The 23550-nt window shown below is 69.9% G+C and carries 2 protein-coding genes and 1 pseudogene (1 of these 3 only partly in view); all 3 read left to right on the forward strand.

Annotated features, from left to right (window positions below; genetic code table 11):
• A protein-coding gene (locus ACTWP9_RS03380) for a lonely Cys domain-containing protein (protein ID WP_443244433.1) crosses the window boundary here: on the forward strand, window positions 1-18425 show its final stretch. Its footprint begins 56743 nt before the window's first position; 18425 of the gene's 75168 nt are visible here — the last part of the coding sequence; its start codon lies beyond the left edge, outside the window; it ends in the stop codon at window positions 18423-18425.
• Between the two features lie 540 nt (window positions 18426-18965).
• Window positions 18966-19544: pseudogene (locus ACTWP9_RS03385) on the forward strand (type VII secretion system-associated protein); the annotation flags it as partial.
• Between the two features lie 490 nt (window positions 19545-20034).
• A complete protein-coding gene (locus ACTWP9_RS03390) occupies window positions 20035-23097 on the forward strand; it encodes a hypothetical protein (RefSeq protein WP_443244434.1) in 3063 nt (1020 codons plus the stop codon).
• The last annotated feature ends 453 nt before the right edge of the window (window positions 23098-23550 follow it).

The following is a 23550-nucleotide window of genomic DNA, read 5'->3' on the forward strand; positions in this document are numbered from 1 at the left end:
ACTGGATCGCCAGCGATCCGGGCCTGCCGCGACCCTCCACCGAGGGAGCGGAGGACTGGGAGCGGGACATATTCGCCTTCCCCCTCGTGGGTTCCAATCACCGGTCGAGGGGCTTCCTCTCGGTCGACTTCACCCAGGACTCCGATGGTGGCTGGTCGCGGGCGCGCTGCGCGAGCGCTGCGCTGACAGCGCGCTCGACCCGCTCCTACTACCCCGCCACTGACTTGTACGGCCCGGCCGAAAAGGCACCCTTTCACGGCGGCCCCTTCTGGTATGTCACCGCACAACACGGCTTGCCGAACGCGATCACGTGGCATACGCGGTCCGGTCCGCGAACGCAGGAGAGCCTGCCCTACACCCGTACCCTTGGACGCCGCCGGAGCCGGGCCGCGCTTTCGACGGAACATCCCACCTTGCAGCTGATCTGCTATGGGGCCGCGAAACCTGGTATCGGGGATGTCCCCTTCCCAACAGCCGTCCACGGCCCGCTGCCGTTCGTGGCGGATCGTCTCAGGGATCGCTCCGCCACCGAGCATGTGGCCACTGCGGAGCGCGGGACCGTGTACGCCCATGTGTTGCCGGTCGGTGGTGCCTCGGCAATATCGGCGACCGAATCCGCCATCAAGCTTTGGGCCGACATCCGAGGCCGCACTTATGTGTTGATGGTGGGTCAGCCGGAGCCGCAGGGGGAGGAACTCGACGCATGTGCCCGGCGCATACTGTGGATCGGCGGCTCCGGTCCGCTGCCGGAGCCGGTCCGGGAGCGGGCGGTGGTTCTGGTGCGGGCGCTGCGTGACGTTTTCGGAAGGCGTGTGGTGGAGAGGCCGAACTACCGCCAACTGGAGCGCGGCATCGGTGCGATCGACCTCATGCTCCAGGCGGATTGGCGCCTTCGGGGTATTCCTTACCTCACGATGGAACTGCTCGACCGGGTCATTCTCGCAGCGCGTCCCGGTCAATCGTCCGCCAACGACGGGCCTGGCCGGGATATCACTCAGCAGGACGCCGAACATGTTCTGCTGTCGGCGGCCCAGGCATGGGAGCGGGCGGGTCGGTCGCGGCTCGCTCTCACCAGCTTCGCCCCGCTGCCGCGGGTGGTCCAAGCCCTGTCCGAGCTGCCTGAGCGCGGGACCGCCGCCGCGGAGCGCATGGCCAGGGATGTGCTGAGGCTCGATCCTGGGGCTGCGGTGGATGACGCGGAGTGGTCGAGGCTGATCTGGGCCGAGGTCCAGCTCATCGAACTGCTCGGCACCGTCCCGGACATGGAGCGTTTCACCGCCGGTGTGCTGCATCTGAACAGGCCCGATGCGTTGAAGCGCCCGGAGGCGTGGCAGGTGGTGAGGAAGGCGCTGGCCGTGGGCCGTGGCAACTCCCTCACTGAGCTGGGGGCGTTCCATCTTGAACTCCAAGGGGCGCTCGACGACGCCACTTTGGTGAAGGATCTTGACGGGGCGGTGATCGGGCGGTGCCTGGGCGGCCACCCGAAAGCCCTTGACGGAAGCAAGTTCGACTTCAGCGAGATGACTCTGCTGCGCCGTGCGGCGGATGGATCGCTCGTGCCCGCCAGCACCGTCCCGGCCACCTACCACAAGCCGGGCGGTCCGCGCCCCTTCGTGCTGTTCGTTGGGGATGTCGGGTCCGTGCCGGATGAACACTTCGGTGAGCTGCTCTTCCGCGACAAGGTTCTGCTCGATCAGCCACTGGAGAGGGACATCCTCGTGGTGAGCTTGGATCCCCGTCTCGGGCAAGGGGGCTTTCCGGTCTCGGTCATCGAGAACACGGGCAGAACCGTGTTCAGTGTCGGGCACGGGACGAGGCCACAACGCTCCCTCCGTGCTGCCGATACCTTCACTGTCGGGGTGTTGCCCGGCCCGAACGGTCAGCCGGTCGAGGAGGACATGCTGCCCCTGCGTCCTATCGACCTCAAGCCCGACCTTCCCGCTCCCGCGCCTCCCCCCGCACCCGCCCCGCAGGCCGCGCGGGCTGTGTTCGAAGACTCGTTTGCGCACTTCGGCACCGTCCTCCAGCAGCTCTACGGTCCGACAGTCACAGGCAGACGTCCCTTCTACGACGAGGCGAAGGTGGTCCTCTCCCGGCTCGACGACATGCGCTCCATCGTGGCCGGGCTGGGCAGTGGTCCGCTGGACTTGGACGCACCGGCCCGCTATGTGCTGGCCCTGCCGTCCGGGAAGCCTGTGACCTGGGCGGAGCGCCATCAGCTCATGCAGGTGGCAATGGCGCCGAAGACCGCGAACGCGGACACTCTGGCAGGGCTGCGGGCTTATCACCTGACGCGGCGGGGGGTGTTCGACCCGGGCTTCCGACTCATCGCTCCGTCGGGCCAGCCGCAGACGGTCGACTGGACCCACGGCAACGTCCCGTTCGAGGACGACCTTGGCCCTGTCCTCGACGGCCTGGAGGAACTCCGGCTGGTCCCGGAGGGAGCGAAGCTTGACCGCCACGCTCGGACTGCCGGGCTGCACAGTGGGCGTGGCCCGGCGTCGCAGGAGGTCAGGGACCGGACACAGCGGCTGATGCAGGTGCTGAGCCTGGCTTTCGGCCCCAGCATCGTCGACAGCCCGGAGTACCCCCGCCTGCTGCAGGGGATCGGCGCGATCGACCTTCTGCGGGAAGCTGACCCGAAGCTGGACGGCGTCGACCGGCTGAGCCTGGAACTCTTCTTCAGCGTTGTGCAGGAGTTTTGCGGGCAGCGCCAGCCCCTTACTGATGGGGCCAAGGACGCTCTCCGTACGGCTGTCTACAAACGGGCGCGGCATCGGGTGAGCGTGCTCACCGAATTCACCGGGCTGCGGTATCTGACCGATGTCCTGTCGCAGCGGCGTCTACTGCCCATCTGGGATGTGAACAGCAGAGCCAGAGACATCCTGGGGCTCGGTTCGCAACAGTTCGTCGATGAGGCGGATCGGTCTCGGCTGTTGTGGGTGGAGGCCAAGGCCGCCCAACGGCTGGGCCAAGTCCAGGACATGGACGCGTTCGCCTCCGGAATCCTGCACACGGCTGCAGCCGACCCCAGGCGGCACGAAGAGGCAGCGCGGGTGGTGAAGAAGGCGCTGGCCGCCGGCCGTGACATCAACGACTTCCATGAATTGTCCGCGTTCCACCTGGAACTCGTGGGTGCGCTCTCTCCGGACCGCTTGGTCAAGGGGCCCGATCAGGCGGTGGTGGGACGGCACTGGGGTGGCCCGCTGCCCCCTGTCGGCAGTACGTTCAACTTCCGTGTGATCACGCTGCTCCGCCGGGAGGGCGAGTCGCTCGTGTTCGCGGGCACTGCGCCGTCGCCCTGGCGCTTTGGCGGACGGGCTCCCTACGTGGTCTTCGCCAACGGCGACCCGTACCAACTGTGGGTGCCCCAACGGGCGTCCGCTGAAGAGTCCGGGAAGCTGCTCGCGCGGGACAGGGAGCTGGGCGTCCTTCCTCCCGACGTCGACATGCTGTTCGTGGGTTCGAACCTCCGGCCGCGACCGGGGGCTCCCATTGCAAACAGCGTCATGGGGGCGGGCAGCCGGTCTACCGGCCGGACAGCGCGGGCCGCTTGGGGCGAGACGTTGCCCTGGTACGACCCCCACACCAACACCTGGACCGTCGCGGTGGCACCGGATGCGCTCGGGAACGCCCGCGGAGTCGGTGTCTTCGGGGTAGCCACTGTGGCGAAACCCGATGGCCCGAGTTCCGCGACCTTTGCGGCCCTTCCGCCCTCCACCCAGACATCCACCCCGCCGTCCGCGCCCCCACCCGGTCCTGCGCCTGAGCATGGCCCCGCGCCTGGGCCGGAGTCTGGTCCCGAGCAAGTGGATCAGCAGACCGTGACCACGCCGGCTGACGGGCACCCGTCCGGTACGGCGGCAAGCGGTGCGGAAGCCACCGGCGGGAGCACCTCGCAGGTGCTCCGGCCTCTTTCGCCGCTCCTGCGGGCGAAGTTCGGCATCGAGCTGGAACTCGGCGGCGCCACGGTTCCCTTCTACGCCCGGGGCGTGGTGCTCCTCCGCCGCAGCGGATGGAGGCTGGAGACCGACACGCCGGACGACCCCCCGTACACGCGCTCCAACCTCGAGTTCGTGCTGGAGCCTGTGTCGGACTTGAAGCAGGCCGAGAACGCCCTCCGCGAGATCATCGGCCTCGTCGCACGGATGCGGGCCATGGCCCTCGCCGCTCAGGACCACCGATTCCAGCTGTCCGACTTGGCCGACGGAGCCTCGGGCAGGGACGGCGTCATCCTGGTGAGGGATGCGACCGTCACGGTCGAGGACCTGAGGTTCCGGGCAACGCTGCAGGCCACGTTCGGTATCGGCCTCTCGAAACTGGCTTCCGCCTTCGCCGATCTCCTCCCGGCTCAGGAAACGGAAAAACTCCAGCGGAAAGTGTCCCGGATCGATGAATTCTTCGCCGGAGAGCACGGTCGTCCCCTGACACCTGGTGCTCGTGAGTTCGTTCGGCTGATCGTCTTTTACCTGGAGCGAGCGGGGGCGGAACAGGGAGAATTGATGCGGCGGGCAATACGGCTCCATGTGGTCGCGGCCTTCCGGCTGATGAGTCGGAGCGACTTCTGCTCCGTGCACGACGTGCTGCTCACCGACGAAGAGCGCGAGGACGTCGCCCTCCTGCTGCTCGGCAGGCCGGACCAGGAGATTCCGGACCTCATGCGAGCCCTGGAGTATGCCCCGTCGGAGCGGGTGTTCCGGGAGCTCTACGAGGACAAGGACAACGACCTCAACGAGGGCCCCACCAAGGTCGACTGGCTGCGCTCGATCGTGTACGGAAGGGACGGGGGCGAGTTCAAGAAGGACCTCCTCTCACCTCCGCCGGGCTTCCCGCTGCACACCGGGAACCTGGACGTGGACTTCGGCATGGGCGCCATGGGCGTCGACGAGGAGAACCAGCTCGTACTCTTCGAAGCGCGCGGCGCGCCCTACCGGCCCGAGTCCGTGCCGCTGAACGGCGTCGCCATCCGTCTTCTGGCGACGGAGTTCGCGCAGGCGATGCGCTACAACCCGGCCCTGTCGCAGGATCCCACCGCCGCTGCCCCGTGGCCGGAGGCGGTCAAGGAAGCCGGCAGGCTCGGGGCGTGGTGGAAGTCGCTCACTTGGGTGACGGGCATGGCCAAGCGGGCCGCCGCGGAGCCCACACCCCTGAAGCAGCGGTTGATCGGGCGCAGGCTTGACGGCCTCCGGGCTGAGATCGACGCCTTCCTTGCGGTCGGTGCCACCGCGAAGCTGCCCGACACCCTGCCTTCCCTGCATGAGGTGTCCAACAGCCTGCGAAAGCTGTATGACGCGTGGACGGAGTCCCGCGATGTGCTCGCGGTGTTCCCCGAACTCGAAGCGGCGCTGGCCGCGTTCGAGGAGGCGCTGTGGGAGGGCGAGAACCGGATACGGATCGAGGGGGAGGCGGACGAGACGGAGGAGGCGGGGCACGCCGACGCCGCGGCCGATCCGGCGCCCGAGCCCGGGATGCAGGAGTCCGTGACGTTGTCGGCCGTGCCGGGTACTGAGCCGGACGCGGCGCCGGGTACTGGGCCGGACACGGTGCCGGGTACCGAGCCGGATCCCGGACCGGACACCGGACCGGAGACTGTGGTCGGCGAGGTGGAGGGCGCTGAGCCCGATATGGAGCCGAGTGCGGGCTCGGTGTTCGTTTCGCCGGTCTCCGCGCCCGGTGCGATGACGGAGATCGAGCTCGATGCGCCGCTGACTACGGAATCGGTGCTCGCTGGGCCGGCCTCTGTGCCGGGCGGGGACACGTCGAGCCCGGCGAACGTGGCGAGTGTGCCGGACGCGGCGGGGGAGGGTTCCGCGTCGCTGTTGCCGCTGCATGTGTGGTTCTCGCGGGGGTCGGCGCAGTTGCGGGGGGAGGCCCGGGAGTCGACCGCGGCGATGGCCTGGGAGGTGGCGGCGACTGTTGTTGGTCTGCGGAGTCGGCGGGCGGGTCGGGGTGTGAGGCCGGCCGTGGAGATCAGTGGGCACAGCAACGGGCTTCCGGGCGTAGCAGCGCGGGCTGAAGAGCTGGGGCGGCAGCGTGCGCAGGCGGTGAGTGACGCGTTCAGCGAGGCGCTGGGTGAGGCGTTGGCCAGGCTGCAGGCGGATGTGCCGGTTGAGGAACGGCTGAGCGTGGCGGATTTCGCCGTCCATGTGGTGAGTGGCGGCAGTGAGTGGGTTTCGGCTCCGGCGACGGTGACGGGGCGGAAGCGTCGGCGGCAGGCGATTGTCCGTGTGTCCGGGCCGTCGGTTGAGGCGGAGGGGCGGGAGTGGCTGTCGAAGCTGCGTGAGCGGGAGGCGCGCCGGTACCGGGGGAAGCAGCGGCCACTGGAGGAGCAGGCGCGGCACATTCTGCATCTGGCTCCGTCCGCGGTGGTGGACGAAGCGGTGCGGGACGAGTTGTTCGCGTTGGTGTGGCAGGCGCGGCGGGCGGGTCAGGCGGGGAGCGTGGGGGCTTTGGCCGCGTTCCATCTGCGTCGGCCGGGTGTGCTGGAAGGGCTGGGTGTGATTGATCCGGCCCGGGCTCGTCACTTCACCAGTTCGGGCCGCCGGATCCCGGGTCTGAACTGGGGGGAGGAGGAGACCGCCGAGCTGAACAGGTCCGGGTTCGAGAATCTTTCGCGGGTGAACGGAGGTCTGCAGTGGATGGATTCCACGCCTCTTCCGGGGGTGCCGGCCGACGGCCCGAAGCCGTATGTCGTGACGGGCGAGGGGAATTACGACGGGGTGACGATGCGGCTGCCCGACGGCTCCACCCGGGAGCTGAGCATTGATGAGTTCATCGAGGTGGTGGCCCGGGATGTGGAGCAGGAGGGGCTGGCGAAGAATGTGCCGATCGTCCTGGCCATCCCCTATGCGGGGGACCACGAGCTGAAGCTGCCGTTCCGGCTTGCGGCGCGTACGGGGCACACCGTGCTGGCGCACACCAGCGAGGTCGTCTTCGATGCCAACGGCTCCCATGCGATCGGGGTGGTTCATGAAGAGGGCAGGCCGGAGGGCGACTGGATTCCCTGCCCGCCGGGGGCGGTGGTGCCGGAGGACGAGGAGGAGCCGGACTGGTATTCGCAAGTGCGGACGACGGCGTTCGTCAGCTCGAAGACGGGCAAAATGACCGGCCTGTCGTCATTCCAGCCGCAGGAGTTCGCGGGGACCAGGGAGAAACTCGCGCGTAAACTTGACCAGTTGAGAAACTTTAGGCATGTACATCAAGCGTGGAACACCTTCACGGAGGAGGAGCCGCTGCCGCTGCCGCCCGGAATGAAGGAGGAGGAGGGATTCCACTTCTATTTCCACAGCCGTCCCGGCAAAGCGGGCTTCAGGATGCGGGACGGCACAACCCGCTCCGCTGATCCGCAGGAGACAACACACTGGATTTTGCGGTTCATGAGCCTGCTCAAGCATCTCGGAATCCGCTGGATCAACCTCGTGGCCTGTTGGGGCGGCTCTCCGGAGGGGGTCGACGACGACCCCGCGCAACTCGGGATTTCCGGTCCTGGTCCGTTCGTTGCCGATCCGCTGGGGCACGTCTCGATGGGGCAGCACATCGCGAACGCGACGCGGCTCATGGTGCGCGTCGCGCACCGCCTCCACGATTCGATGACGAGTGCCCACAGCCTGCCTGCGGATCCCCGAGGAAGGCTTGGGCGGTGGGAGTTGTGCCGTCCGGAGCTGCTCGAAAAGGATCTGGAGCGGCTGGCGATTGAGGCTGGGTTGTATGCCGCTGGTTCGCCGCGGGAGGTGCGGGAGCGGATGCGGCGGCTGACGCGTGCGCTGCGGTTGACGTTCGGGCGGGATGTGGAGGATGTCGCGGACTACAAGGAGCTGCTGCGTGGGGTGGTGGCGCTGGAAGGGATGTGGCGGTCCGATCCTGATGTCACGGGTGTGGGTCCCTTCACTTTGGAGTTGTTCCGGCGGGTGGTCGAGGCGCATCCGGAGGGCCGGTCGGGGGTGGATCAGGCGGGGTACCGTGCGGTGCTGGCCGCGGCGGTGCGGGCGAGAACGAACGCTCCGCAAGGACGGGCGCCGCGGCTTGGTGAGTTCGTGACGCTGCCGGCGGTGCGGGACACCGTCGGGTGGCTGGCCGGCAAGGACATGGCCCTGTACACCCGGGTGGTGCTGGGCGTCAGCGTGGCTGACGACGAGCAGAAGTCGCGGATGTTCTGGGCGCGGGTCAAGATGTATGACCGGCTGCGTCGGCCGGGCACCGATGTGGACGCGCTCACCAGGAAGGTGCTGCACCTGGGCACGTCGGATCCGGTGGACGAAGAGCACCGTGAGGAGGTGCGGCTGACGCTCACCGAGGCGTTCGCCGTGGGGCGCGATGTGGCCGACGACGAGGTGGCAGCGGCCTACTACCTCGAACGCCTCGGTGCCCTGTCCGGCGGGAACACCATCAAGACGCGGTACATCGGCCAACAGACCGGTGAGGGCTGCGACTTCACGGGTGAGAAGCCGCCGACCGTGGACCTGGTGTCGGCGGGGACGCCCGGCGGACCGCCGACGGTAGCGCCGTGGCTCCGCACGTATTTCCACCGCGAGCTCAGGCCTTCGCCCTATCTGATACGCGCCAAGCTGGCTCCGGACAAGCAGCGCCTTCAGATCGTGGCCGACGGGCGGACCCATCTGGTGACGGCGGGCGAGTTCGTGGAGTTGCTGGCCGCCGACCGTGCCCTGCGTGTCAAAGGCCTGGGCACCTCGGTGGTCCTGGACATTCCGGAACTGGACCGCTATCTGCCAGGACTGGCGGATCACATTGCCCAGCGGCTCGGCCGCCACGTCTGGTCGACCAGCCTGCTGACCGGGATGTCGGAGACCGGAGGCAGGTCCGGCAGCTCCGTGCTGACACTGGAGGCGTCCTCCGTCACCCCGTCGTCACCGCTGACCTCTGGCTGGCGGTTGAGCAAGCCTGAGATCAAGTACACGCCGCAGTACGCTCCCCCGCCCGTCCCGGACCCGGTCCCCGAGTCGGCCCCGCTCCCGGGTACGACGACCGGGCAGGCACCGGCCCCCGCGCCCCCACTGGCCCTGCACCCGCACACCGGTCCCGCCCCTGTTCTCTCGGAGGCCCCCTCCGAGACGGAACGCGCCGCCGCTCCCACGTCCGCGACCGCCCTCAGTGACGGCACGGCGAGCCTCGATACGGGCAGCACGGGAGCAGGCACCGGATCGGGCGCGGGGTCCGAGGTGACGGGGCCGTCGGAAGCCGCTGAGCCGCAGGTTCCCGAGTCGGCCGACATGCCGGTCCCCGATTCGGTGCCTGCCGTCGCTCTCGACTCGGCACCCGCCGTTGAACCTGCTTCCGATTCGGTGTCCGCCGCCGGTCGCGCTTCCGATCCGGCTCCCGTATGGGACGCGCATGCACGTGCGTTGGCTGCGCTGCGGGAGGCTGCTGCGGGGGCGGAGGTGATGGAGCGGGTCAGTGGTGATGAGGGGGTGGTGGCGGAGGCTTGGGCGGGGGTGGGGCAGGCGCGGGCCCGGCTGGAGGAGGCCGAAGCGCGGTTGCGAGGGCTGGGCTTTGCGGTTGAGGACCTGGTGGCGTTGCGTGCGCCCGGTGATGCGGGGGCCGACCCGGTCGTTCCCCGTGATGCGGCCGAACGCCGGTGGGTCGCGGGAGAGGTGACAGAAGCGGATCTGCCTGCCGGGTTGCCGGAGCCGACGGGGAGGGAGAGCGTCGGGCGGGATGAGGTGCGTGCCGCGGGTCTGACGCTGTCGGGTGGTCAGCTGTTGGAACTGAAGGCGCGTGGCGATGGCCGGTTGTCGCTGGGCGCGCTGTCGCGCAAGGACCAGGTCCGCCTGAAGATGTTGCGGCCGGGTGCCTGGCCGGAGGCGTTGGACGCGGTGGCGGCCAGTGTTGCGCGGCGGTTGTGGGGTTCGGCGCGTGAGGAGTTTGTTGGTGCGGCGCCCGACGGTGCCATGGAGACGGACGTCGCCCGGGCGTGGGCTGCCGCCGTCTTTTTGGTGCTGCCGGTGGAGCTGCACGATGTGCTCGCCGATTCCCGGTATGCCGGTGCGGAATTCCGGGATGCGGTGCGGCAGGTCGCCGACCATCTGCTGGCCCAAGGGGTGGCGCCCGCCCGAGAGCTGCTCCCGGAGTCGGCGGCAAGGCTGGCGGATAGGCTCCGGGTGGGTCTGGGGTTGCGGGAGCGGTGGAGCGTGGAGGCCGCGCCGTTCCCCGGCGCGGACGGGCCTGACGACGGGTCTGACGGGCCTGACGACGGGTCTGACGGCCCTGACGACGGGTCTGACGGGCTTGACGACGGGTCTGACGGCCCTGACGGACCGGACGACCCGGACCAGTGGGACGGGGAGACAGCGTCCGACGCGGGGTCCGAGACAGCGTCGGATACGTGGTCGGACGCCACGTCCATGACGTCCGTCGACGACCGGCCGGAGACTCCGGAGGCCGGCGGATCCCGGATTCCCGAACCTGCCAAGTCTTCGATCTCGGAATCGGCCGTTGATCCGGTGGCAGAGGGGCGAGTAGCGGCAGTTGACGGTTCGCTGACGCAGCAGTCAGCCGCTCCGGCGGAGGCGCCGCTTCCCACGGCGGGTGTCCTGGGCACCGAACCGGACACCGCGGGAATCAAGCCCGATATGGCGCCGAGTGCGGGTTCGGTGTTCGTTTCGCCGGTCTCCGCGCCGGATGCGATGGCGGAGATCGGGCTCGATGCGCCGACTACGGGCCCGGTGCTCGGTGCGCCGGCTTCTCCGGGCGGGGACACGGCGAACGCGGCGAGCATGCCGGACGGGGCGGTTGACGGCTCCGCGTCGCTGCTGCCGCCGGTGTCGCACATGATGTTCTCGCGGGGGTCGGCGGAGTTGTCGGTGAAGGACAGGGAGTCGACCGTGGCATTGGCCCGCCGTGTGGCGGCTGCCGGCCTGCGGAGTCGGCGGGCGCGGCTGCCGATGCCGGTCGTTGAGATCAGTGGGCACAGCAACGGGCTTCCAGGTATAGAGCATCCGGCTGCAGTGCTCGGCGGGCTGCGCGCGCAGGCGGTGGGCGGTGTGTTCAGCGAGGCGCTGGGTGAGGCGTTGGCCGGGCTGCAGGCGGATGTGCCGGTTGGGGAACGGCTGAGCGTGGCGGATTTCGTCGTCCGTGTGGTGAGTGGCGGCAGTGATCGGGTTCCGGCTCCGGCGACAGTGACGGGGTGGAACCGCCGGCGGCAGACGGCTGTCCATGTGGACGTTTCGTGGGTCACGAACGGAGAAAGGCGGCTGTCGAAGCTGAATAGGCGGGAGGCGCGCCGGTACGGGGGGAAGTCGCGGGGGTTGGAGGAGATGGCGCGGCGCATTCTGCATCTGGCTCCGTCCGCGGTGGTGGACGGGTCGGTGCGTGATGAGTTGTGCGCGTTGGTGTGGCAGGCGCCGGCGGGTCAGGCGGCGAGCGTGGGGGCTTTGGCCGCGTTCCATCTGCGCCGGCCGGGTGTGCTGGAAGGGCTGGGTGTGATTGATCCGGCCCGGGCTCGTCACTTCACCAGTTCGGGCCGCCGGATCCCGGGTCTGAACTGGGGGGAGGAGGAGACCGCCGAGCTGAACAGGGACGGGTTCGACATTCTTTCGCGGGTGGACGGTGGTCTGCGGAAGGTGGGCTCCGGGTCATTTCCGGGGGTGCCGGCGGGTGGCCCGCTGCCGTACGTCGTGGCGGGGAAGGGGAATCACGACGGGGTGACGGTGCGGCTGAACGACCGCTCCACTCGGGAGTTCGGCATCGATGAGTTCGTTGAGGTGGTCGCCCGGGATGTGGAGCGGGAGGGCTTGGCGAAGGATGTGCCGATCGTCCTGGCCATCCCCTATGCGGGGGGCCATGTTCTGAAGCTGCCGTTGCGGCTTGCGGCGCGTACGGGGCACACCGTGCTGGCGCACAGTGGCGAGGTCGTCTTCGATGCCAACGGCTCCCATAAGATCGGGGTGGTTCACGACGGGCCGGAGGGCGACTGGATTGCCAGCCCGCCGGGGGTGGTGGTGCCGGACGATCTGGATGAGCCGGAGCCGGACTGGGCGTCGGCAGTGCAGGATGCGGCGCTTGTCAGCTCGAAGACGGGCAAGGTGATCGGCCTGTCGTCGTTCACGCCGGAGGAGTTGGCGGGCAGAGAGGCGTTTGGCCGCACCCTCGACCAACTACGAACGCTCGAGCACTGCAACGAAGTGACGGGCAGTCTCTCGACTGCTGAGGATCTGCCGCGCCCGCCCGAGTTCGAGGAGGATGAGGCGCTCCACCTCTATTTCCACGGCTCTGCGGGCAAACTGCACCTCAGGATGCGGGACGGCACAACCCGCGCTCTTGATCCACCGGAGGCGACACGGTGGGTTCGGTGGCTGCAGCGCGTGTTCGGGTACCTCCAATTCCGCTGGATCAACCTCGTGTCCTGTCAGGGTGGCGCTCCGGAGGGGAGTGGAGGCGGGGTCGTCGATCCGCTGGCGCACGTCTCGACGGGACAGCACATCGCGAATGCGACGCGATGGATGGTGCGCGTCTGGCACCACGATCATGCAGCACAGGTAAACGCGACGTCTCACGTCTCTTTCACGGATGAGCAGGGGCGGCGTGGGCGGGTGGAGTTGTGCCGTCCGGAGTGGCTCGAAAAGGATCTGGAGCGGCTGGCGGTTGAGGCTGGGTTGTATGCCGCTGGTTCGCCGCGGGAGGTGCGGGAGCGGATGCGGCGGCTGACGCGTGCGCTGCGGTTGACGTTCGGGCGGGATGTGGAGGATGTCGCGGACTATAGGGAGCTGCTGCGTGGGGTGGTGGCGCTGGAGGGGATGTGGCGGTCCGATCCTGATGTCACGGGTGTGGGTCCCTTCACTTTGGAGTTGTTCCGGCGGGTGGTCGAGGCGCATCCGGAGGGCCGGTCGGGGGTGGATCAGGCGGGCTATCGTGCGGTGCTGGCTGCGGCGGAGCGGGCGAAGAAGAGCGCCGCGCGGGGTGAGCCGCCGCGGCTTGGTGAGTTCGTGACGCTGCCGGCGGTGCGGGAGACCGTCGGATGGCTGGCCGGCACGGACGTGGCCCAGCGGACCCGTGAAGTGCTGGGGATCAGCGTGGCTGACGACGAGCAGAAGTCGCGGATGTTCTGGGCGCGGGTCAAGGTGTATGACCGGCTGCGCCGGCCCGGCACCGATGTGGACGCGCTCACCAGGAAGGTGCTGCACCGGAGGGCGACGATCCGCCTGGGCGAAGAGGACCGCAAGCGGATGCGGTGGGTGCTCACCCAGGCGTTCGCCGAGGGGCGCGACGCGACCAATGACGAGGTGGCAGCCGCCTACTCCCTCGAACGCCGTGGCGCCCTGTCCGACGGGAACACCATCAAGACGCGGTACGTCGGCGAGCAGACCGGTGAGGGCCGCGATTTCACGGGTGAGACGCCGCCGACCGTGGACCTGGCGAAAGCAGGAACCCTTGACGGTCTGCCGCTGGACGCGCCGTGGGTGGGCACGGTCTTCGGGCGCAAGCCCAGGCCGTCGCCCTACCTGGTGCGCGCCAAGCTGGCTCCGGACAAGCAGCGTCTGCAGATCGTGATCAACGGGCGGACCGAGCTGGTGACAGCGGACGAGTTCGTGGAGTTGCTGGCCGCCGACCGTGCCCTGCGTGACAAAGGCCTGGGCACCTCCGTGGTCCTGGACATTCCGGAACTGGACCGTCATCTGCCCAAGCTGGCGGACCACATTGCCCAGCGGCTCGGCCGCTTGGTCTGGTCGACCGGGCTGCCGACCAGACTGTCGGAGACCGGAGGCAGGCCCGGTAGCTCCGTGCTGATGTTGAAGGCGTCCTCCGCCGGCCCGATGTCACCCATGACCAAGATCTGGCAGAAGAGCGAGCCCCGCGACCCAGTCTCGGTGCAGTACGCCCCCTCACCCGTCCCGGCCCCCGTCCCCCCCAAGGCCCCACTCCCGAGCACGACGACCGGGCAGGGAACCGCCCCCGCGCCGGTACCGGCCCTGCACCCGCACCCCGGGCCCGCCCCGACCGCCTCGGGGGCCCCCTTTGTAACGTCCCTTTCGCCCACGTCGGCGACCGGTCTCAGCGACGGCACTGACGGTCCGGATCCGGCACCAACCGCGATTGCGACGAGCAGGGTGACGGAACCCGAACTGGATGCCGCGATCAGCGCCCCTGCCTCTTCCGGCCACTTGTCGGGTACCACGGGGAGCGGTGAGCGGGCCGTCGATGCACAGGGGAGCGTGCCCTCAGACGCGGATGCGGGTGCGGACGCGGGTGCCGGGCCGGACCTCTCCGAGTCGGCCGTCTTCTCCGCTACGGAATCCGAGTCGGACAGTTCCGTGTCGGCCGTCTTCTCCGCTACGGAATCCGAGTCGGACAGCTCCGAGTCGGCCGTCTTCTCCGAGTCGGACGCCTCGGACACCGCCAGCACTGCTCCCAGTACAGCGCACAGCACCACGCACAGGCCCAAGCGCAGGCCCAGGCGCTCCCGCATCCCGGCGACGCGCTCGGGGGCGGGGCAGACGATGCCGGGCCTCGGTTCGTCGGGCCCGCGGCCCGTGCACGTATCGCCCGTCGCACCCGGAGCCGAGCTGCCGGGCACGATCGGCCCGTTGCCGGAGACCTCCCACTTCCGATTCGGGCGCGGCGCGGAGCTGTCCCGGGACGAGCGGCGCGGGATCGTGATCCTGGCCCGCAGGGCTGCCGCAGCGGGGCTGCGCAACCATCAGGCCGGGCTGCGGCTGCCGAGGATCAAGGTCACCGGGTACAGCAACGGGCCATCCGGACTGGGGCGGCGCGACAGGGCGCGGATGGCGGGGGAGATAGGGGAGGAGCGCGCCGACGCCGTGGCCGACCTGTTCAACGACGCCCTGGCCGACGCGCTCGCCAGGCTGCAACGTGGCGTACCGCCGAACGAGCAGCTGCAGAAGGCGGACTTCAGGGTCAGCAAGGACAGCCTCGGCAGCGCCGTCCGTCCGGGGGATCTGCCCAGCGGGATGTCGGAGTCCGAGTTCCGGCGGCACGCGGTGGTCGAGATCTGGGCACCGTGGGACACGGCGACAGTGACGACACTCGACGAGCTGCGCCAGCGGGACCGGCGGCTGCGGGGCGGCCCCTTGGACGTGAACGCGCTGGCTCGGAGGGTGCTGCGGCTGGGACCGGACGAGCCTGTGGACGCCACTATGCTCGACGGGTTGTACGACCTGGCCGAGATGGAAGACAGGGCAGGCCGGTTGACCAGCGTGGCGTCGCTGGTGGCGGCGCACATGGAGCGGCTGGGATTGATCGCGCGGGGTCGGGAGCGCTTCCTGACGGCGGGTGGCAGGCCCGTCCCCGGCCTGAACTGGGGCCTGGAGAAGGTCACCGAGCTGGACACCAGCAGGATTCGTCTCGGCCGGGAGAGGCGCGGCGGCGGCTACAAGTTCAAGAAGCCGGTGGCGGCCCCCTGGGGGGTGAATGCCTCGCCGTACGTCGTGCTGGCCCGCGGGAACCACGATGTGGTGACGGCGCTGCTTCCGGACGGCTCGGAAGTGGAGTTGGACATCGAGGAGTTCGTCGAACTGGTGGTGCGGCATGTGAAGTCGCTGGGTCTCCCGCCGGACATGCCGATCGTGCTCGCGATCCCCTTCGCCGGTGACCGCTATCTCGAACTGCCACGGCTGCTCGCCGAACGCACCGGTATGACCGTCTGGGCCCCCAGCGGGAGGGTGGCCTGGGGCCGCAGCAACGGAGTGAGCCCGGTCACTATCGACTCGATCCGCAGTGAGAGCGAGCCGCGGGGGGCGTGGCTTCCGAGCCCGCCCGGTCTGGTGCTGGACTCCGACGAGGACGATCCGGAGTGGTACCGGCGGGTGCGGACCTCACCTATCGTCAGTGAGAAGACCCGGGAAGGGATCGGACGCGGCTCGCAGCTGCCCAGCGAAACCCAAAAGGCCGAGGCGGACGGCCAGCAGCACCTCGACCAGATCACCACGTTCGTCTACTACAACCCGGCCACGGGCACCTACTCCGAGGAGTACGACCTGCCGGGTCCGGGGCCGGAGGACGAGGCGTACCACGGCGACTTCCACGGTGAGCCCGACCGTATCCACCTGTGGATGGAGGACCTCAGCAAAAAGAAGATGGACCAGCCAACGGCCACGCGCTGGTTCAGGCGGCGGCCGAGCTTGGCCCGGCGTCCGAAGCGGCACTGGATCGACCTGATGATCTGCTGGCTCGGGTACCCCCGGGGCAAGGGCGCGACGGACCTCAGGAGATACACGGATGCCGCCCCGCCGCCCTTTGTCCCGGACCTGCTCGCAAAGATCAGCATGGGGCAGCACCTGGCGAACGAGACACGGCGAAGCGTCCGGATTTCTTACCGCGAACAGTCCGTGCGCAAGTACGAGGGCAGGTACCAGCGGGTTCTCCTTACAGATCCGCAAGGGCGGCGGCTGCCGTGGCAGATATACCGTCCGGAGCCGTTGGACGCGGAACTTGACCGGCTGGCGGAGTCGGTGGGCTGGCCTGTGGACGACGGCCTGTCCCGGCGGGCCAAGCGGCTGCGGATGCTGCGTGCGGTGCGAGCACTGCGGATAACGTTCGGGTACGACGTGGAGGACGATCCCGACCACCTGACACTGCTGCAGGGCGTCGCGGCGCTGGATGACATGTGGCTGGCCGACTCCGAGTTCGATGAGGCGGGTTCCTTCACGCTCGATCTGCTGCGGCGCGTGGTAGCGGCCCGGCCGGAAGCCCACAATGCAGGCCAGGAGCCGGGCAAGGAGGTATACCGCGCGGTGCTGAAGGCGGCGGCGGACGCCGACCCGGAAACGTCCCTGCGCGACTTCGCCCCTCTGCCGACGGCTCTTGACGAGGCCGCCGGTTGGCTGATGAGCGCGGACGTGACAGGCGAAGCCGTTGACGTCCTGAAGCTGTCCGGCCCCGGGCAGGTAACGCAGGCTGAGATATCGCAGATGTTCTGGGCACGGGTCAAAGCCCACGAGTTCGTGGCCGGTTCCGAGCTGGGGACGGACGCCCTCACCGCGCGGGTGCTGCACCTGGACCCGTCGGCCGAGGTGGACGACGCCGCGCGGGACGACATGCTGACGCTGGTCACGCGGGCCTACGCGCTGGGGCGCGAGATGTCCGGCCCGGACGCGGCGGCGGCCTACCACCTGGAGACCGTCGGAGCCCTGTCGTCGAGCACCGCCATAGGCCAGAAGTCTCAGCAGGCGGACGGGCGCGACTTCACGAGCGGGCCCAAGGTGCCCCTGGTGGACCTGTCGCAGGTCCGGACCTCCCGTGGTCTCAGGCCAGCGCTATGGGACTACAGAAATCGAGACGAGCAGGACCGCCTGCCGGCGTATCTGGTGCGACCCGAACTGGATCCCCAGAACCCGGACTACGTCTACCTGACCATCAACGGAGTGAAGTGGCGGGCGCCGTTCGGTGAGCTCGCCGAACTGGCGGCCTACGACCGCGAGTTGCTGGACCAGAAGTTGAGGACCCCGGTCGTGCTGGACCTCGTAGGGCTGGACCACCTGGAAGAGGCCGAAGCGAAGCGTGTCATGGAGCGCGCGGCGCGCGCGATCGCCCAGCGGCTCGGCCGCCACGTATGGTGGACCGTCAGCCTTCCGCATCTGTCCGGGATCGGGGACGGGGGGCGACCCGTCTTCACGCATTCCCCGGCTCCCGGGAGCAGGCCCGCGACATGGCGGCGGACGAAACCCAAGGATCCGGCCCCGGCCGCAGCCCAGGAGTCCGCCCCCACCTACGGTGCGCGCCCGTTCCCGAGGTCGGCTTCGCAACCCCTGCCCGTCGTGCCCGTTACGGACGCGAGCCACGCACCGTCCCCCGCCGAGGTCTTCGGCTCCGGTGATGCCACTGATGCCGCCGATACCGCCGACGCCGCCCCCCACGCCCCCGGGACCGACGCCACGGATGGCGACGAGGCGGAGGATCCGGAGGTGGGCCCGGACTCCGGCCCGGGTTCCGACCCGGACCCGGACTCCGACCCGGACCCGGACTCCGACCCGGACCCTGATTCGGGCTCCGACCCGGAACCGGATTCCGACCGGGACCCGGACTCGGACCCGGACTCCGACTCGGATTCGGATTCGGGCTCCGACCCGGAACCGGATTCCGACCGGGACCCGGACCCGGACTCGGACTCCGACTCGGACTCGGATTCGGATTCGGGCTCCGACTCGGACTCGGACCCGAATGAAGGCCCCGACCCGGATGAAGGCTCCGACCCGGATGCGGGCCCCGACTCGGATGAAGGCCCAGGGCCTGGCCCTGGTCCGGTCCCGGGCCCCGGGTCGGCCCCGATCCCGGGTGAGACAGCGGCGCAGGGGACGGCCGCCGCTTCGGAACCGGCCCAGCTCGGCAGCGCCGAGGCTGAGAACCCCGTCCCGGGCCCAGGTGCTGATCCCGTCCCCGGCGTCCCCGGCCCGGGTGCCGACCCGGAGCCGGCCCCAGGTGCCGCCCCACCGCCGAATCCGGACCCGGACTCGTGAGGGCTCTCGCGGGCCGGGTACCCGCCGCCCGTCCCGGTGAGCGTCGAGACGCCGGATGTGCCCGCAGTCGTGCCGGCGCAGGGAGGGCCCGGGCCGGTGCGCGGACGGCACTTGAAGGCACGTCCGGCTCCGAGTCGTTCGTCCCGCGGGGCGGACACCAGCACCAGACACCGGTACCTCACTATCGACGGCATGCCACGGCGGAAGCCGACAGTGCCGGCCCGAATGGCCCGAATGGCGAAGGGGGCGGCGTCATGACGGACAGGGCTCCGGGCCGACGTTAAAGAGTGGCGGTTCGGACGAGTCGCGAACCTTTCGGCTGTTCTCTGCATCTCACTTCAGGAGCCGTGTGTCGGTACCAGTTCAGGACGTCAGTGACTGTCCCAGCACCACCCCCGTACATCCCAGCAAGTTTCAGTGAGCGAGGAAAAGATGAGTGAGTCGAGCGACGCAGCCCCCGTCGCAGATGCCGAGGCCGCCGACGCCACGGCTACGAGCACCACGGCCACCGAAGATTCGGCCACCGAGGATTCGGCAACGGTGGACTCGGGTGCCGAGGATTCGGTCACGTTGGACTTCGCCCCGCCCGAGGATTTCGTCAAAGCGGCGCGCCTCGCGCCGAACCACTGGCTGTACCTGACGGACCCCGCCTGGCAGGGTGAAGGGCCGCCGCCGAGCTGGGCTGTGGTGGGCCAGTGGCGCTCCGATGACGACGGCGAGATCGTCGAATGGCAGGACAACGAGGATTACCGTCCCTCGCCGGATGCGATGGGCTGGCCGGAACCCGACGACGACGTGGACGCCGCCATCCAGCTTGCAACTACCGGCTACGGCCCCGCGGATGACGTCACCACCGCTCTTGCCAAGGCCGAACTGGCCGTACTCGTCACGGCGGACGGCGACCCGGTACGCGCGTCGGCACCCGACGGCACCCCCGTGATCCCGGTCTTCACCTCACCGCGCTACCTGCACCTCGCCGGACGCCTGGGATTCGAGCGGGTGCAGGCCCGCGACTTCATCGCACGCGTTCCCGAAGGGCACAGCCTGTGCATCAACAGCTCGGCCCCGGTCAGCATGGTGATGAACACCGAGGGTCTGGCAGAAGTCATGGAAGCGGCCGAAGAAGCCTCGGCGGAGGGGGAGTCACCGTCCGGAGAGGACGAGGAGGGGGCGACGCCTCGACCCCGGACGGTGAGCGGCGAGGACGAGTCCGAGGCCGAGCCCGAGCCCGAGCCCGAGCCCGAGAACAAGGCTGAGCCCGAGGCCGAGAACAAGGACGAGTCCGAGGCCGAGAACAAGGACGAGACCGAGCACAAGCCCAAGCCCGGGAGCAAGGCCAAGAAAGCCGCGACCGCCACGTCCCGCCGGAAACCGAAATCCGGGGAACCCTCATGAACAGCCTCATGAACATGTGCAAAAGGTTCCTTCACGACAGCGAAAATCCGGAGCCAGCATCGTAATTCGGTAATACCCCGACATCACCGCATTCTTCTGCACCATAGGGCGACGACCGCATGAGCAACCCCAGGAGTTGGCACACAAGTTCAGCCGAGCAGTGGCCGGAAGGGACGAGAGTTCGCCAGTCGGTCGCTGAGCGAGGAGGAGAGGCGTGAGCCCTTCCGACGACAGCAACCGATCGCGGTGGTTCGGCAGGCGCGGAGCCCGGCTCCGTTCCGTACTGCCATGGTCCGCCGCTGCGCCTGGGAGGGACGGGACCCGGTCCGGCAACGACACCACCCGTGGCCACACCGGCACCGAGCCGGCAGACGCGCTGATGGTCGAGGAGTACGACGGAGTCGTGCTGCTCCGTTCAGCATCGGACGACACGTTGAACATGTCCGACGTCAACGACCTGGCCCAGGTCCTCACCGCCGCCGCCGAGCAGACCGTCACCGTGATCACCGGAGCCGAGGCGAGCTCGGCCGGCGACCTGTGGCCGCGGCTCGGCGCATTGCTCGACTCGCTGCGCGCGGACGGTGTCGGCGCGGTTCGCCTCGTCATGTCGGCCGCGGGGGACGACCGGCCGCACGACCCTGCGCCGGCCCGCCGGATCGCCGATGCCTGGGAGATCGAGGTGATCGCTCCCGACGGCCTCGCGCTCGTGGTACCCGGTGGCGGACTCTTCGTCCCCGAGTGGCGCTCCGACTCCGGTACGGGGCGCGGGGGCTGGTGGCGCTTCACTCCGGGAGCGGAGCCGGTGCGGATCGGCTCCCGCCAGCCCGCTCCCGACTGGCAGACCGCTGTCGAGCGGGTGTCCGACACCACCGGGGGCTGCGTCATCGACCAGATCCCGGCGGGCCTGCTGGCCCGGTCCCGTGATGCGGCTCCGGTCCGCGTCGACGACCTCTGCTACGCCGTACCGGCCGACCCCCGGGACCCCGCGCTGCTGCTTGGTGGTGCGGAGGGCGGGGGCGTCACCGCGGCAGATGTCGTCGAGGTACTCGAAGCCCTGCCCGAGGCGGTGCGGGCCCACGTCCGGCTCGTCCCGGCCGGCTCCCACGACATCCTGCGCACCGGCCAGTCGGTTGCCGACACGCTCGATGCCGAGGTGGCGGTCCACACCGGGATGCCGCTGCTGTCGTACGACGGGGCCGGGACCGGCACAGTGCGGTCCGTGGTCGTCGGTGCCGACGGCGCCCCCCGGTGGTGGCCGTTCGTGGAGGCCGTGGCGTGCGTCCCGGCGGAGGAGGACGCGTCGGCGCCGAGCCCTCGGCTGCTGCGTTGGAGCCTGCCGGTCACGGGCCGCGGCAGCGCGGAGAACGGTTCCGTAGCGCTCTCCGATCAGTGGCGGGTCACGGTCACCAGAGCGGGCCTGTGGATCACCGATACCGACGACGGGTTTCCGTCTGCGGCGGCGCGCGCCGTGGACCCGGAAGGCCCGGCGATCGAACTGGGCCACCCCGGCCGGCCCCTCGACGCCTCGCTGTTCCCCGAACTCGGCCGGCTGCTGGCACAACTCGACCCCGGCGTACGGGCCAGGTCCCGGCTCCTCGTCCACGGTACTTGCGCGGACGGCGGACGAGGGCTGCGCCGCACGGCGGCCGAACACGGCCTGCGCGCCGTCCGCTTCGGCGCCGGCAAGGGGCCCGCCCCGCAGGGCACGGGAACGGCGACGCCTGCCTCCACGGCCCCTCCACCGCGTGCCACTGACGGGGAACCGGATCCGCTCCTGTCCCCGCCGATACGCCCGACAAGATCGGACGCAGCCTCGGAGTTGACGCCCCACAAGACAGACCTCCCATCAGTAGCACCAACCGGGCCCACCACCGCGACACCCACAGCGTCCGAAGCGCTCGCCGCTACCGAGACGCCCTCTGCCGGAGCCGCGGAACAGGCCCGGGGACGGGCGCCCGGGAACGGCGGCACCGCCGAGACGGACCCGGTACCACCTCCCCCTCGGCCCGCACGCACAGAGGGCCACGAGGGTCCAGGGGCCTCCGGGCGCCAGGAGCGATCGGCGGCGAGTACACGACGGGACGATGAGGCCGGTCGACTCGACGCCGTCGGAGACGACGGCAGAGACGGATACGGGGGCGCTGACGGAGACGGGGGAGAGGAGGAGCGCACACCCGCTCCTGGGCCGCTGCGAGCGCCCACCCCCCGAGCGGAACGCGAACAGACTTCGTCAACCGCTCCGCCTCCAAGGGCATCCGCAGAGACCCCGTCGCCGCACGAGCCACGTACGCCGGAGGCCAGGACACGGCCTCAGCAACCCACATCGCCGTTTCCCGCGTCCCCCGCCCCCGCGGCATCCGCGTCCCCCGCCCCCGTGTCCCCCGCGGCATCCGCGACCTCCGCACCCGCCACGTCAAGGCCGCAGCCCCGGCCCCGGGCTTCTTCCGGTCCGCTTCCAGCGGCCCCGTTCCTGCCCGGTCACGTCAGTACCGAAGCGCAGCAGACAGCGTTCCGGGCGCTGGCTGACGCGGTGTGGGAGCGGCACAGTGCGGCCGTCACCCGTGCCCTCACCCGGATGCCTGCGCTGCGGGGCGCGGAGCAGGAGGCGGCGCGCGTCGACCTGATCGCACTGCACGTGTATCTGCACACCGCAGAGGGCCCGCTGAGCCACAGCGAACTCGCACGCGGCCTACGCGCGGGCGACGGAGGGCTGCTGGCCTACGCGGCGTGCGTGAGCTCCGCGCTGCGCCGGATGCCCTCGTACCGCGGCGTCGCGTTCCGGGGGACCGACGAGGATGACGGTCTGACGCCCGGTACCCTCCTGCGGGATGCGGCCCCCGTGGGCGCGCTGCCGCCAGCCACCGGCGTACCGCGGCCGGATGGGGCGCAGTACGTCATCTGGTCGTTCACCGGCCGTCGGGTACGGCAGTTGGCGAGCGGGTCCGCCGCTGCCGCGGGCCGCAACGAGATCGTCTTCGCTCCGAGCACGCTGCTGCGCGTACTCGATGTGCGTAAGAGCGACAGCGACGCCCCCTTGGTGCTCCTTCGTGAAGTACCCGCCAACGAACGCTCAGCGCCCGCGGCGGCGGAACCCCGGGATACGGAGCTCAACGACCATGACCGCGCCGCACTCGACCGGCTGGATGAGGCGCTGCGCGCTCACCCGGTCGCACCAGGACCACCGACGGCGGAGCCCTCTTCCTGGCCGGACCTGTGCAAGGGGCCGCTGGGGCAGGACGGTTACGCCGCGGGCCCGGCTCCTGGTGCCGTCCGATGACCGACCGACCGACTGACCAGGCTCCGAGAAGCGAAAGGGAGACACATGCCCAACGAGGAACCATCAAGCTCTCAAGGGCTGGCGATTCGCCGCGCCGTCCCGCTGCCCGGGACCCCGAGCCGGCCGGGCGAGTCCCTGCTGCCCCACTCGAGCCGCCGCCCAGCAGGGGAACCGGGCCCGTCGGAGCCGAACGAATCGAGTGGTCCGGTCACGGCGTCGGAGGGCGCAGCCGCCCGCTCCGCCGCAACTGCCGGCACATCCGGGCCTCCTCCCGCCGCGGCCCCAGGGACCTCTGAAACCCCATCGCCCTCCGGCGCGACGACATCGCTGTCCTCCGCGTCCTCCGAACCGAGTGCGACGGCCGGTCAGCGAGCGCAGGCGGGCGAGAGGGCCGGTCTTCTGGCAGCAACGGCCGGCGCCCCTCCGGGGGCGTCAGCCGACGCGGACACGGGA

Origin of the sequence: Streptomyces sp. 3N207, assembly GCF_052246355.1 — a bacterium.
GTDB lineage: Bacteria > Actinomycetota > Actinomycetes > Streptomycetales > Streptomycetaceae > Streptomyces.